At 71.2% G+C, this 13,750-nt stretch carries 14 protein-coding genes; 9 read left to right on the top strand and 5 right to left on the bottom strand.

Annotation, left to right across the window (positions count from 1 at the left end; translation table 11 throughout):
• The first annotated feature begins 11 nt into the window (after nucleotides 1–11).
• Together Van01_RS06970 and thpR are read left to right on the top strand one after the other, a co-directional pair.
• The gene (locus Van01_RS06970; protein ID WP_204002298.1) at nucleotides 12–518 is read left to right on the top strand and encodes a hypothetical protein; all 507 of its coding nucleotides are present in this window, start codon (nucleotides 12–14) and stop codon (nucleotides 516–518) included.
• A 17-nt stretch (nucleotides 519–535) separates the two neighbouring features.
• A complete protein-coding gene (thpR, locus tag Van01_RS06965; RefSeq protein WP_204002295.1) occupies nucleotides 536–1,132 on the top strand; it encodes an RNA 2',3'-cyclic phosphodiesterase in 597 nt (198 codons plus the stop codon).
• A 145-nt stretch (nucleotides 1,133–1,277) separates the two neighbouring features.
• On the opposite strand, the gene Van01_RS06960 is transcribed toward thpR, so the two are convergent.
• From Van01_RS06960 to Van01_RS06945, 4 genes are all read right to left on the bottom strand, one after another.
• On the bottom strand, nucleotides 1,278–2,846 hold the full coding sequence (locus tag Van01_RS06960) for a transposase (protein WP_204002284.1): 1,569 nt from the start codon (nucleotides 2,844–2,846) through the stop codon (nucleotides 1,278–1,280).
• Nucleotides 2,847–3,027: 181 nt separating this feature from the next.
• Nucleotides 3,028–4,110, bottom strand: a complete 1,083-nt coding sequence (gene sepH, locus Van01_RS06955) for a septation protein SepH (RefSeq protein WP_204002282.1) — start codon at nucleotides 4,108–4,110, stop codon at nucleotides 3,028–3,030.
• A gap of 297 nt (nucleotides 4,111–4,407) precedes the next feature.
• Nucleotides 4,408–5,535, bottom strand: coding sequence for a phosphoserine transaminase (gene serC, locus Van01_RS06950; protein WP_204002280.1), 1,128 nt, complete (start codon nucleotides 5,533–5,535; stop codon nucleotides 4,408–4,410).
• A gap of 274 nt (nucleotides 5,536–5,809) precedes the next feature.
• On the bottom strand, nucleotides 5,810–6,916 hold the full coding sequence (locus Van01_RS06945; protein WP_204002277.1) for a citrate synthase 2: 1,107 nt from the start codon (nucleotides 6,914–6,916) through the stop codon (nucleotides 5,810–5,812).
• Nucleotides 6,917–7,170: 254 nt separating this feature from the next.
• Here Van01_RS06945 and pdxH point away from each other — a divergent pair, with 254 nt between their 5' ends.
• The 7 genes from pdxH to Van01_RS06910 all read left to right on the top strand — a co-directional run bounded on the left by pdxH (nucleotide 7,171) and on the right by Van01_RS06910 (nucleotide 13,251).
• Nucleotides 7,171–7,824, top strand: a complete 654-nt coding sequence (gene pdxH, locus Van01_RS06940; RefSeq protein ID WP_239098910.1) for a pyridoxamine 5'-phosphate oxidase — start codon at nucleotides 7,171–7,173, stop codon at nucleotides 7,822–7,824.
• Nucleotides 7,821–9,134: an MFS transporter gene (locus tag Van01_RS06935; protein WP_204002274.1), complete on the top strand. Its 1,314-nt coding sequence runs from the start codon at nucleotides 7,821–7,823 to the stop codon at nucleotides 9,132–9,134. Before pdxH ends, Van01_RS06935 begins: the two co-directional genes overlap by 4 nt.
• A 38-nt stretch (nucleotides 9,135–9,172) precedes the next feature.
• Complete coding sequence (locus Van01_RS06930; protein ID WP_204002271.1) at nucleotides 9,173–10,102, top strand: aldose 1-epimerase family protein; 930 nt, start codon at nucleotides 9,173–9,175, stop codon at nucleotides 10,100–10,102.
• Nucleotides 10,103–10,145: 43 nt separating this feature from the next.
• Nucleotides 10,146–10,748, top strand: a complete 603-nt coding sequence (locus tag Van01_RS06925; protein ID WP_204002268.1) for a nitroreductase family protein — start codon at nucleotides 10,146–10,148, stop codon at nucleotides 10,746–10,748.
• Nucleotides 10,749–10,937: 189 nt separating this feature from the next.
• Nucleotides 10,938–11,243: a type II toxin-antitoxin system VapB family antitoxin gene (locus Van01_RS06920; RefSeq protein ID WP_093404142.1), complete on the top strand. Its 306-nt coding sequence runs from the start codon at nucleotides 10,938–10,940 to the stop codon at nucleotides 11,241–11,243.
• Entirely contained in the window at nucleotides 11,240–12,400 is a 1,161-nt protein-coding gene (locus tag Van01_RS06915) for an acyl-CoA dehydrogenase family protein (protein WP_204002265.1), read from the top strand. The genes Van01_RS06920 and Van01_RS06915 overlap by 4 nt, the downstream gene beginning before the upstream one ends.
• A 98-nt stretch (nucleotides 12,401–12,498) precedes the next feature.
• Nucleotides 12,499–13,251, top strand: a complete 753-nt coding sequence (locus Van01_RS06910) for a DUF4230 domain-containing protein (RefSeq protein WP_204002255.1) — start codon at nucleotides 12,499–12,501, stop codon at nucleotides 13,249–13,251.
• Between the two features lie 201 nt (nucleotides 13,252–13,452).
• Here the strand turns inward: Van01_RS06910 and Van01_RS06905 are convergent, their stop codons facing one another.
• Nucleotides 13,453–13,659: a PspC domain-containing protein gene (locus Van01_RS06905; RefSeq protein WP_204002253.1), complete on the bottom strand. Its 207-nt coding sequence runs from the start codon at nucleotides 13,657–13,659 to the stop codon at nucleotides 13,453–13,455.
• Nucleotides 13,660–13,750: the final 91 nt, after the last annotated feature.

Below are 13,750 nucleotides of genomic sequence, written 5' to 3'. Positions count from 1 at the left end.
AGCTTCGATGGGTGGAAGTCCTACGCTTACTGCTCCTGGCTGTGGCGCTGGCGGCTGTGGTCTTCGTACCGGTGCTGATCGCGCTGATCATCTGCACCGACGAAGTCATCGACCGGCTGGCCTGTCGGTACGGCGAGTGGCGGCAGCGGCGCCGGGAACGACGACTGGTCGCCCAGTTGGATGAGGCTGCCGACGCGGGCGCGGTCGCCGACCGGATCGACCTCGACGCGCTCGACCGGATGGACCGGCGGCCCTTGGAGCAGATCGCAGCCGACCTGCGGTGCCTGCGCCGGGACCGGGCCGGCGGCAGCAGAACTGTCGTGTGGCACAGCGACGTGCTCGACGCGTACGACGACCGGCTCCGTCTCGCCTGCCGGGCGCTGGGCATCACCGAGCATCTCGCCGAGTTGACAGGCATCGACCGGCAGATCGAACGGGTACGGGTCGAGGCCGAGCTGGACACCGCCGGCCTACGGCTGCCGCCCGCCCGCCCCGAGCAACCCGAGCGGTGGCTCTGACTGCCATCCTGTGACAGGTGCGACTCTTCACCGCGATCTACCCACCAGCCGAGGCCACCGTGCACCTGAACGCACAGGTGGCCCGGTTACGTCTGGCGGCGGCTTCGGCTGCCGGCACCAACGTCCGGATTGTCGATCCGACGACGGCCCACCTCACACTCGCCTTCCTCGGCGAGGTGGAGGCCGCCCGGTTGGCCGAGGTGCGGCAGGCGCTCGGGGGCGCCGTCGACGATGCTCGCGGCGGTGCTGTGCTGGGCGCGCGGCTGGCCGGGCCGCCGGTCCTACGCCTAGGCGGCGGTGGCCGGTTCGGCTGGGGCCGCAGCACAGTGCTCTGGGTCGACGTACGCGGCGACGTGTCCCGCCTGATGGCGCTGGCGGGCGTCGTTCGCACCGGGTTGGCCGCAGCCGGGCTGCCAGTCGACGAGAAGCCGTTCCGGCCGCACCTGACCATCGCCCGTCCGGGCGATCGGCTGCCGCACACCGACATCGAGGCGGACCTGGCCACCCTCGACGACTACCTCGGCCCGCCCTGGCCAGCCGAGGAGTTGGTGCTGGTGCACAGCCAACCCGGACCCCCCTCGCGCTACCACCACCTCGCCGCCTGGCCCCTCTAACCCCGCCGACTTCCCGCCCCCGCCGGCTTCCCGCCGATCTTGCACTTTTGGTCGCTGAAGAGCCTGTCGCAGAATGCCGATGGCGGTGCGGAGCGGGCTGGCTTGATTGCGCTGCCCGGCTCAACTGGCCTTCGGTGCTGGTGCGTCAGACTGCCGCTGTGTGGATCTTGCGGATGTTGTAGGCGGCGGCTGCGAGGTTCAGTTCGCTTCGGGCAGCGGCGATTCCTCGTCGGGAGAATCTGTCCAGGATGGTTTTGAGGGTTCCGATGCTGGGTTCGACGGTCGCGCCGCGTCTCTTGTAAGCCTTGGCGCCTTCAGCGGTCCTGAGTCGGTGAGCCATCGCCTCTCGTGTTGTCGCGCCAACGGGTGGCGGACCGTCGGTAGGTGAACGCAACGCCGCTGTGGCCTGCTCGCGGCTCTTGGCCAGGGCGATGAGCCGGTCCGGTCCGGGCGCGTTCAGGTTGCTGTTGCTGCAGTAGCCGGCATCGGCCAGCACGAGCCCGATCTGATGATCGGGCGAACCGGTTGCCTGGTGCGCGGCAGCGGCAGCGTCAACCGCGGCGGTCATCATCGGCACGAACGATCCCATGTCGTTGGGGTTCCGGTTCACATCGACAGCAGCGATAACGTGGTCGCTGGTGACCGCGACCTGCGCGTTGTAACCCTGGAGGAACCCGCGACGGGTGGGCATCACCCGCGAGTCCGGATCGGTGATGTTCGCGACGGTCTTCGGCAGAGATTTCGCGGGAGCCTGGCGATTGCCAGCCGCTGTGGCCGCGGTTTCGGCCGCAGCGACGACACGGCGGGCTCTGATAATCCGGGAGTGTTCTTCGGTCGGGACAGGCGGAGCACCCATCGGCTTCTTCCCCGCAGCGATCAACGCGGCCCTGCGGGCGAGTTTCGCTTGGTGGTCGCGCAGCTCGCGCTCCAGATGAGCTCTCGCCTCAGCAAGCCGCAATGGCCCATCCGGGATCCGGCCGCGCACCGGCCGACCAGCTCGTGATGCCTCCAGTCGAGCCTGGGCCGCCATCTTCCTCGCCTCATCGTCGGCCTTCAGACGCTGCTGCTGCTCAGCCAGCTCCGCCGCCGCGCGCCGAATACGCTGCGCCCGGCCCGACCGGTCAGCCAAGGCTGTGGGGACACGGTCACCGTTGGCCTCGCCGCCGTCGTGACACGCTTGCGCGTTCTCGGAGGCATCGACGTCAGCTGCTTCCTCGACGATGCCGGTGGCGATCTGCGTAGCCTGCTGGTCGAACCAGTCCTGTCCCCGGTTCGCGTCGATCGACGCGTTCGCGGGAATCTTGGTGCCATCGATCGCGATCGTGCCGAACCGGGCAAGCCCTGCCCGCGCCGCGATCATCAGCACCTGCGTGAACAACCCAGCAAACGCATCCTCGGAGCCCGCCCGGAACCGTGCGATCGTCGCGTGATCAGGGATATCTCCGGCGCACAGGACCTTGAACGCGACATCGGTGTGACAGAGCCGCTCGACCTGCCGGGACGAACGCACTCCTCGGCAGTATGCGTAGACCAGAAGAGCCAGCACCATCCGCGGGTCATACCCTGCCGCGCCAACCCCACCACGGCGACGACACGCCTCGAACGCGGAGACGTCAAGCATCTCGACGACATCGAGGACGAACCACACCAGATGATCGTCCGGCAACCAATCCCGCATATCCGGCGGCAGAAGAAACACCTGATCACGCAGCACAGGACGATAACCGCGGGCCATAACCAATTCTCCCAGAAACGCCGCTGACGCCCCGGCTAGACACGGCATACTGCGACAGGCTCCGAAACGTCCCTTATCGGACTGATGTCCCGACGGAAAGTGCAAGATCGGCGCGGAAAGGGAGGGGAGGGAGGGGCGCGGGTGGGGTGGGGACTGTGGGTTAGGAGGATTCGCGGGCAGCGGGGCCGGTGCCGAAGAGGACGTCGTCCCAGCTGGGCAGGCGCTTGCGCGGCTTGCCGCCGGGCTCGGCGGACTCGGTGGCACCGGCGGCTGGGGCGTTCGTCCGGCGGGGCCGCAGCACCGCCAACGAGGGCACGGCCGGGACCTCCTTCGGCGCGTCCGCGTCGTCGTCGAAAGCCGAGCCCTGACCGCCACCGAGCAGGGCCGCAGCACCCCCGGAGACGGCCCGCTGGCGCTGCGCGTCCGGACCGCCGGCGAGCGCGGCCGGTGAACGTGGCTCGAGACCACGGCCCGAGGTCGAGCCGAGCGGCCGGTCGAGGGAGGCGAGCAGGGCGTCGCGGCCGGCGCGGATCGGGTCACGACCCGAACGTCCCGGCTCGGCGGGTGACGGCAGGCCGTGCCCACCCCGGCTCGGTTCACCGCGCGACGGGCCGGGCAGGGCGTGGCCGCCCCGCTCCGGTGCCGGCTCCTGGCCCAGGATCGGCGTCGGGCGCTCGGCGCAGAGATATTGCGCCATGTCGTCGTGCGGGGTCACCGACTGTCGGGTCTTGTCCAGATCCCAGACCGCCTGTGCGGTGGCCTTGCCGGACGGCCAGGTGGCGACGATCCGCCAGGTGCCGTCGTCGCGCCGCCACGCGTCCCAGGAGATCTTCTCGGTGTCGATCCCGTGTTGGGCGAGCCGGCCGTTCACCACCTCGGCGAGCGGCGTGGGCTTCTCGGCGCCCTTGAGCCGGGTGCGCCGGGCATGCTGGGCGAGCATCGCGCGTTCCTGGAGCACCGGCCCGGCGTAGCGGAGCACCCGGTCAACCGGGACACCGGCGATCCGGGCGACGTCCTCGGCGGACTCACCGGAACGGATCCGGGCCTGAATGTCCCGAGGGGACAGGGAAGGCACCGGGTCAGCGGCGGCCGGTGCCACCGCGAGCGTGGGCGTACCCGGCTCGGCGTGCAGCGCTCCGGCGATACGCTCGTCCAACGGCAGGGCGAGCAGTCGCCCGACCTCGTCGGCGAGCACCAGGGCCTGGCCGTCCTCGGAGAGGGCGACGAAGCGTACTGGGCGCATCGCGTTGCCTCCGTCCCGCTTCGCTGGCCGTACGCCACGAGCCGGCCACCCGGGGCGTTGCGCTCCACGGTACGCCCATCCGTCTCCCGGTGGGAGACGCCACGCCCGGGTAAGCGGCGGATCCACCTGCTCCGCCGCTGTGCGACGGGTCAGCTTCCGACGGCCGACAGTGGCGCGCATCAGGTCCGAAGTGGTCCGTTGTCACCCGAGCGCCGGAGGTCGACGGTGGCGTCGTGCGGTGCGGGCCCGGCACCCCGTCCGGGGTGCCGGGCCCGCGGTCACGTCCGGCCGGCGGTCCTACAGTCGCTCGACGACGTAGTCGATGGAAGCGGTGAGCGCTTCGACGTCGGACGGCTCGACGGCCGGGAAGAGCGCGACCCGCAGCTGGTTGCGGCCCAGCTTGCGGTATGGCTCGGTGTCGACGATGCCGTTGGCGCGCAACGCCTTGGCGATCGCGCCCGCGTCCACCCCGTCGGCGAAGTCGATTGTGGCGACAACGTTGGAGCGCAGTGCCGGGTCGGTGACGAAGGGCGTGGCGACGGACGAGCGCTCGGCCCAGCCGTACACGATCGCGGCGCTCTCGGCGGTGCGCTTGGCCGCCCAGGTCAGGCCGCCCTGGGAGTTCATCCAGTCGGTCTGCTCCGCGGCGAGGAAGATGGTCGCCAACGCCGGCGTGTTGTACGTCTGCTCCAGTCGCGAGTTGTCGATCGCGGTGACCAGGTCGAGGAACGCCGGGATGTACCGCCCCGAGGCCTTGATCTCGGCGGCCCGCTCCAGCGCGGCCGGCGACATCAGGGCCAGCCAGAGCCCGCCGTCGGAGCCGAAGCACTTCTGGGGGGCGAAGTAGTAGACGTCGGTCTCGCCCACGTTCACCTCGAGCCCGCCGGCACCGGAGGTGGCGTCGACAAGCAGCAGCGAGCCCGGGTCCGCGCCGGCCACCCGGCTGATCGGCACCGCGACGCCGGTCGAGGTCTCGTTGTGCGGGGTGGCGAAGACATCCACGCCCGTCTCGGCGACCAGGGCCGGGGCGCTGCCCGCGTCGGACTTGCGGATCGTCGGCTCGCCGAGGAACGGGGCGTCCTTGACGGCCTTGGCGAACTTGGCACCGAACTCGCCGAAGCTGGCGAACTGGGCCCGGTCGCGGATCAGACCGAACGTGGCGACCTCCCAGAAGGCGGTGGTGCCACCGTTGCCGATGATCACCTCGTAGCCGTCGGGGAGGGAGAAGAACTGTGCGATGCCGGAGCGCAACCGGGCCACCTGGTCGCGGACGGTCTTCTGCCGGTGCGAGGTGCCCAGGTAGCTCGTGGCCACCTCGGTGAGCGCGGAGACCGCGGCCGGACGGACCTTGGACGGCCCGCAGCCGAATCGGCCGTCGGCGGGCTTGATCTCGTCGGGAATCCGGATGGTCGGTGCGTCAGCCACGGTGTTCAAGATCCTTCCGCATGGGTCGGGGCCCGGGTGAGCAGAATGGGCGCGGACCGACGGCGGGCACGTGCGTGATCGCACGGCGGTGCCGGGTCGGAGCCCGTCCGGCAGCGCTGCCGGACTTCATCCTCGCACCAGTCACCGCCGGTCCGGGCGCTGGTCCCACCCTGAACCGTGAGGCGTCCGCCACAGCCGCCTGACCTGGCCTGCCGCCCGAGCGAGTCGGAAAGGGCCCCTCCGCCATTCGGCGAAGGGGCCCTTCCGCTGCATCTCAGACGTCGTGCGGGACGGCGTCCCAGCCGTCTACCTCGTGCGGCTTACGGGTGCCCGGGCCCACGTAGCGGGCCGAGGGGCGGACCAGCCGCTGGAGCTTCTTCTGTTCCAGGATGTGCGCGCTCCAGCCGCCCATCCGGGCGCAGGTGAACATGGAGGTGAACATGTGCGCCGGTACCTCGGCGAAGTCGAGCACCACGGCGGACCAGAATTCGACGTTCGTGGCGAGCACCCGGTCCGGCCGGCGGGCCTGCAACTCCGCGAGGGCGGCCTTCTCCAGAGCCTCGGCTACCTCGAAGCGCGGGGCACCCAGCTCCTTGGCGGTGCGGCGGAGCACCCGGGCGCGCGGGTCCTCGGCCCGGTAGACCCGGTGGCCGAAGCCCATCAGCCGCTCGCCCCGGTCGAGCACCCCCTTGACGTAGCCCTCCGCGTCGCCGCTGCGCTCGACCGCCTCAAGCATGGTCAGCACCCGCGACGGGGCGCCGCCGTGCAGCGGACCGGAGAGCGCGCCGATGCCCGAGGAGATGCAGGCGGCGGCGTCCGCGCCAGTGGAGGCGACGATCCGGGCGGTGAAGGTGGAGGCGTTCAGGCCGTGCTCGGCCGCCGAGATGAAGTACGCGTCGACCGCCTTGACGTGCCGGGGGTCGGGCTCACCGCGCCACCGCTTCATGAAGCGCTCGACAACCGTCTCCGCCTTGTCGATCTCCTTCTGCGGGACCGCCGGCAGCCCGAGGCCGCGCGCGGACTGGGCGACGAAGGAGAGTGCGGTGACCGACACCCGGGCAAGGTCCTCGCGGGCCTGCTCGTCGGAGATGTCCAGCAGCTGCTGCAGGCCCCAGTACGGAGCGAGCATGGCGACGGCGGACTGCACGTCGACCCGGATGTCACCGGAGTGCACCGGTACCGGGAACGGCTCGGCCGGCGGCAGGCCCGGGCCGAAGCGGCCGTCGACGAGCAGCGCCCAAACGTTGCCGAAGGAAACCTGGCCGATCAGGTCCTCGATGTCGACCCCGCGATAGCGCAGCGCACCGCCCTCGCGGTCGGGCTCGGCGATCACGGTTTCGAAGGCTACGACGCCCTCAAGTCCGGGTTTGAAATCGGCCATCTCACTGCTCCTGGTGTGTGGTCGGTGCGCCCGCCCGGGCTCGGTGTCCCGGCCCCGGCCGGGTGAGCGCCTTAGGCGACCCTCAGGGATGTGTTCGTGACATCTTGCCTGCTGGTGGCCGGGTGCGCGAGACGCTGTCGATGTGCTGCTGGCGACATCCCGCTTGCCGGCCCCCGTCCGGCACCGATAAGACTGGGCCGGACGGGCTGGTCGCCGGGCGCGTACCGGCCCGACGGGGGAGGAGCGGGAACGTGATGGGGGACACACCGGTGCCGGCCGGCATGCGGCACGAGTACGCCGCCGAGTCGGGCCTGACGGAGAGCGAACTGGCCGCCGACTGGCACGCCCAGTTCGACAGGTGGTTCGCCGACGCGGTCGCCGCCGAGTTGCCCGAGCCGAACGCCATGGTGTTCGGCACCGCTGACGCCGCTGGCCGGCCGAGCGCGCGGACGGTGCTGCTCAAGGGGTACGACCCGGAGGGGTTCGTGCTCTTCACCAACTACGGCTCCCGCAAGGGCGTCGAGGTGGCCGCCAACCCGTACGCCAGCCTGCTCTTTCCGTGGTTCCCGATACAGCGACAGGTGATCGTCACCGGCCCGGTGGAGCGACTCGACCGGGCGCAGACCGAGGCGTACTTCGCCAGCCGCCCGCGCGGTTCGCAACTCGGTGCCTGGGCCAGCGCCCAGTCGTCGGTGCTGCCGGACCGGGCCACCCTCGACGACGCGTACCGGGCCGCGGCGGAGCGTTTCGCCGACGTGGCGCCGATCCCCGCCCCACCGCACTGGGGTGGGCTGCGGGTGTGTCCCGACTCGGTCGAGTTCTGGCAGGGCCGGGCGAGCCGGCTGCACGACCGGCTGCGGTTCCGCCGTACCGGTGCGGGTTGGGTCGTGGAGCGGCTGGCACCGTGACCGTCGGCAGCACGGAGCGGCAGCGTGAGCGGCGCCGCTGGGCGATCGATCTGCGTCCGCTGCGGGTGCCGGCGTACCGGCGGCTGTGGATCGGCAACGCCATCGCGATGTTCGGTTTCCAGTTCACCGCGGTCGCAGTCCCGGTGGAGATGTACGCGCTCACCGAGGACTCCCTCTGGGTCGGTCTGCTCGGCGTCGCCGCCTTCGTACCGCTGCTGGTCTTCGGGCTCTGGGGTGGCGCGGTCGCGGACGCCATCGACCGGCGGCGGGTGCTGCTGGGCGGCTCCGTGCTGCTCTGGGTGGCCGTGCTGGGGCTGCTGGCCCAGGCGTTGCTCGACATCGGCAGCCCGGTCCTCCTGCTGACCCTTGTCGCGTTGAGTTCGGTGGCGTTCGCGATCTCCGGTCCGGCCCGTGGCGCACTCGTGGCCCGGCTGGTTCCGGCCGAGCTGGTGCCGGCGGCCACCACACTGAACTTCACCACCGCGATGGCGACAGCGGTCCTCGGGCCGCTCGCCGCCGGCCTGATCCTGGCGATCTGGGATCTCGGGGTGGCCCTGCCGGTCGCGTACGCCGTGGACGCGACGCTGCTCGCCGCCCTGGTGTGGGCGGCGCTGCGGCTGCCGGCCATGCCGCCGGAGCCCGACCCGGACGGCGGGCCGCGCCAGGCGGGGCTGCGCAGCATCGTCGACGGGGTGCGGTACCTGGCCGGCAGCCCGGTGCTGCTGCTCTCGTTCGCCATCGACCTGATCGCGATGGTGTTCGCCTTCCCCCGGGCCCTCTTCCCCGAGGTGGCGACCGAACGGTTCGGTGGCGGTGCTGCGGTGGGCTGGCTCTACAGCTCCATCGCGATCGGCTCGCTGCTCGCCGGCCTGGTCTCGGGCTGGATCGGCCGGGTGCGCCGGCAGGGTCTGGTGCTGGTGCTCGCCGTGGTGGGTTGGGGGGTCGCGGTGGCGCTGGCCGGGTTGGCCGGCCAACTCTGGCTGGTGGTCGTCCTGCTGGTGCTGGCCGGTGCCGCCGACCTGGTCAGCTCGGTGGTACGACAGTCGATGCTGTTGATCTACGCCCCGGACCGGATGCGCGGCCGGCTCCAGGGCGTCAACACGGTGGTGGTGGCCGGTGGACCGCGCCTGGGCGACCTGCGGGCCGGCGCGATGGCGGCCGGGTTCGGCAGCGGGGTGGCCTGGGTCGGTGGCGGTGTGGCGGCGGCGATGCTCGCGGTGCTGCTCGCGGTGGCTTTCCCGGCGTTGACCCGCTACCGCCCGCCGACCGTGGCGGGTGAGCACGAGCCTGACCAGGGCCGCCGACCGTGACGAGCGAACTACGGCGTCGGCGGCTAGGGTCTGGCGACATGGACAGCCGCGATCCGCTCCCCCTGTCGGGAGCGCAGTGGAGCATCTCAGCCGCCGGTCACGAGGCGGTAATCGTCGAGGTGGGCGGCGGGCTCCGCGCCTACCGCCAGGACGGGGTCGAGCACCTCGACGGGTACGCCACCGACGAGGTGTGCCCGGGCTCGGCGGGGCAGGTGCTCGCGCCCTGGCCGAACCGGATCCGTGACGGTGTCTACACCTTCGGCGGGCAGTCCAGGCAGCTCAACCTGACCGAGCCGGAGCGGCACAACGCCATCCACGGCCTGGTGAACTGGGCGTCGTGGCACCTGATCGAGCAGCGACCGGACGAGGTCACGGTCGGCTACGACCTGCTGCCGCAGCCCGGGTACCCGTGGCCGCTGCGGCTGCGTACCAGGTGGAGTGTGGGAGCTGACGGGCTGCGCGCCGAGCACGAGGTGACGAACATCGGCACCGAGGCGGTGCCCTTCGGTTTCTCCGTGCACCCGTACCTGCGGCTGCCGGGGGTGCCCGTGGAGGACATCGCGCTGCGGGTACCCGCCCGGACCCGGCTGATGCTCGACGGTCGGCTGCTGCCGGTCGGCGCGGCCGTGGTGACCGGCACCGAATACGACTACACCGAGCCGCGCCGGATCGGCGACGCGGTGCTGGATCTCGCCTTCGGGCAGGTGGCCCGGGACGCCGACGGCGGCTCCTCGGTGACGCTCACCGGGCCGGACAACTCCGCCGGGCTGCGGATCTGGGCCGACGACCAGTTCGGCTGGTGGCAGGTCTTCACCGGCGACACGCTCACCGGCGAGCGGTTCCGCCGGTCGGTGGCGGTGGAGCCGATGACCTGCCCGCCGGACGCGTTCCGGTCCGGCCGGGATCTCATCACCCTGTCCCCGGGCGACATCTGGCGCGGGAGCTGGGGCATCCGGCCAGGCGTCTGAGCGTCCGGTCACCTACCGGGCGGAGCAAGTGGAGGAGTACGGCGTGGAGTTCGCGGAGGTGGTCCGGCGGCGTCGGATGGTGCGCAACTACGACCCGGGCCGGCCGGTCCCGCCTCAGGTGCTGGAGCGGCTGCTGGAGCACGCGGTGCGGGCCCCGTCCGCCGGCTTCTCCCAGGGCTGGGGCTTCCTGGTGCTGGAGTCGCCGGAGGACCGGGAGCGCTTCTGGACGGCCAGCACCCCGGAGGGCGGCGGGATGGGGCGGTGGCTCACCGGGATGCGTCGGGCCCCGCTGATCGTGGTGCCGCACGCCAACCGCTCGGTCTACCTGGAGCGGTACGCCGAGCCGGACAAGGGTTGGGCGGACCGGTCGACGGATCGTTGGCCGGTGCCCTACTGGTACGTGGACACCGGCTTCGCCGCGCTGCTGATGATGCTCACCGCGGTGGACGAGGGGCTGGGTTCGTGCTTCTTCGGCATCCCGCCACAGCGGTTGGAGTCCTACCGGGAGGCGTTCGGTGTGCCGGAGGCGTACCACCCGATCGGCGCCCTCACTATCGGTTATCGCGCCCCCGACCACCGGTCACCGTCGCTGCGTCGGGGGCGCCGTCCGGTGGACGAGGTGGTCCGGCGGGGACGGTGGAGCTGACCCGAACCTGTGGGTTCGTCCGGTTGAGAACCGGACGACCGGTGGCGAAACTGGCATCAGGGAGCAGAACGTGGCGTGCGAGGTCCGGCTACGCTGGCACGGTCATCGGCGCCGCAGGTCGCGGCGCAGCGCCGCGACGCGGCCCGGCGTCGTGGTACCGGCCGGTCAGGGGGAGGGGAGCGTGCCGTCGTGATCTTCAGAGCGGTCCGGGACGGACGTCCCTACCCGGAGCACAACCTGACCCTGAAGCAGTGGGCGGAGATTCCGCCCCGTCCGCTGCGCCTGGATCAGCTCATCACCACCAAGCGTGAGCTGGCGCTGGACAAGCTCCTCGCCGAGGACTCCACCTTCTACGGTGACCTGTTCCCGCACGTCGTGCAGTGGAACGGTGGCCTCTACCTGGAGGACGGCCTGCACCGGGCGCTGCGTGCCGCGCTGCAGCAGCGCAACCAGATCCACGCCCGGGTGTTCGTGCTCGCCGAGGCGGTCGAGTGACCCAGGTGGACCTGCTCGACCTTGACGCATCGCTTACCGAGGACGAGCGACAGATCCGCGCCGTCGTGCGCCAGGTGGTCGACGACCTGGTACGCCCGCACGTCGCCGGCTGGTACGAGGCAGGCCAGGTGCCGGCGCGCGACCTGGCCCGCGAGTTCGGCAAGCTCGGCCTGCTCGGCATGCATCTGACCGGGTACGGCTGCGCCGGCTCGACCGCCGTCGCGTACGGGTTGGCCTGCCTGGAACTGGAGGCCGGTGACTCGGGTGTCCGGTCCCTGGTCTCGGTGCAGGGTTCGTTGGCCATGTACGCGATCTGGCGCTACGGCAGCGAGGAGCAGAAGCAGCGCTGGCTGCCGGCGATGGCTGCCGGTGAGGCGATCGGCTCGTTCGGGCTGACCGAGCCGGATCACGGCTCCGACCCGGCCTCGATGGCCACCCGGGCCCGCCGCGACGGCGACGACTGGGTGCTCAACGGCACCAAGATGTGGATCACCAACGCGCCGATCGCCGATGTGGCGGTGATCTGGGCGCGTACCGAAGCCGGCGTGCGGGGCTTCGCCGTACCGATGGACACGTCGGGGGTGACGGCCCGGGAGATCGCCCGGAAGATGTCGCTGCGCGCCTCGCTGACCGGGGAGATCTCCCTCGCCGACGTCCGGCTGCCGGCGGACGCCGAGCTGCCCGGCGCGACCGGGTTGAAGGCGCCGTTGAGCTGCCTGACCGAGGCCCGGCACGGCATCGTCTGGGGTGCCCTCGGTGCGGCCCGCGACTGCCTGGAGACCGCCCTGACGTACGCGACGAACCGTACCCAGTTCGGTCGGCCGCTGGCCGGCTTCCAGCTCACCCAGGCCAAGCTCGCCGACATGGCTGTCGAGTGGAACAAGGGCTACCTGCTGGCGCTCCAGCTCGGCCGGCTCGCCGACGCCGGGAAACTGCGCCCCGAGCAGGTCAGCGTCGGCAAGCTGAACAACGTACGGGAGGCGCTGGCCATAGCCCGGCAGTGCCGGACCATCCTCGGCGCCAACGGGGTCTCCGGCGACTATCCGGTGATGCGGCACGCCAACAACCTGGAGAGCGTGCTGACCTACGAGGGCACCTCGGAGATCCACCAGCTGGTCGTCGGGCAGCGACTCACCGGCGTGTCGGCGTTCACCTGAACCTGGCCCACTCCATCTGACGGGCTCGGCGAGCGGCTGTCGTAGGTTGGGCTTACCGTCATCAACAGAGACCGCGTCTGACGAGGACGGTGAGGGCGATGGCACGCGACGGCGACATCAACGAGCCCACCAGCAGGTTTACCGACCAGCGGTCGGGCGATGTGCTCATGGACGACCCGGACACACCACCGCAGGCTCCGCCCTCCGGTGGCGGCGCGGTCCGTGCCCTGCTCTGGGTGCTCGGCGCGGCGGCGCTCGCCGTGGTGGTGCTGCTCGGCGTGCAGACCACCGGGATCCTTCCCGAGTTCCGCAACCCGTTCACCAAGGAGCAGACCGACCGCTCTCAGCCGGCGCTGCTCCAGTCGATGCAGGACCTCAGCCGCTACGTGGCCGCCGAGGGCAACTTCCAGGTCGTGGTCGACCTGCAGAACGACAGGCGCAACGTGCCGGACTGGCTGCTCAACCAGCGGACCTTGTTCGTCGGGGCGGGCAGCGTCGAGGCGTACGTCGACTTCGGCACCCTCACCGAGGGGGCGATCGTGCAGTCGGCCGACGGGAAGTCGGTGGAGATCAAGCTGCCGGCGCCGCAACTGGCCGAGACCAACCTCGACCTGGAGAAGAGCTACGTCTTCGCGGAGGAGCGCGGCCTGCTCAACCGCGTGGGCGACCTGATCGGCGGTGACCCGAACCGGCAGCAGGAGGTCTACCGGCTGGCCGAGGACCGGATCACCGCGGCGGCCCGGGACAGCGGCCTGAACGCCCGGGCCGAGGAGAACACCCGGAAGATGCTGGAGGGGCTGCTCCGCTCGCTCGGCTTCGAGCAGGTGAGCGTCACCTACATCGCCCCCTGACCACCCCCGCCGTCACCCCCCACCCCGCCGTTCGCCGCCAGCAGGCGGCAACCGTCGTCGGCGATCAGCCCTCATAGCTGGGCGTACAACTTCGGGGTTTTTGTCGCCTGCCGCGCGCCGGATACAGCAACAACGGTGATGTTGCGCCATCAACGGCGGCGCGCGGCCTGCGGCGCGCGGCGGGTGGGGATGGGGGGTCGGTCAGTGGCCGGGGACCAGGTGTCGGTCCTCGTTGGGCATGATGATCCAGAGCGCCAGGTAGACGATCACCTGGGTGCCCGGGAGCAGCAGCGACAGCAGGAACAGCAGCCGGATCAACCCGGCGGACGTCCCGAACCGCCGGGCCAGACCGGCGCAGACCCCGGCGAACATGCGCCCCTCACGGGGCCGGACCAGTTTGCGACTCATCGTCGATACTTCCCCTCTGCGGCGATCCGCCGCTGCTGGAATCAACGCTAGGGATGGATGGCCGCCCTGACCTCGGTCGGGAGGAGGAAGG

Source organism: Micromonospora andamanensis (genome assembly GCF_016863495.1).
GTDB lineage: Bacteria > Actinomycetota > Actinomycetes > Mycobacteriales > Micromonosporaceae > Micromonospora > Micromonospora andamanensis.
Note: the sequence above shows the minus strand (reverse complement) of the source record. Positions and strands in the feature narration are given on the sequence as shown.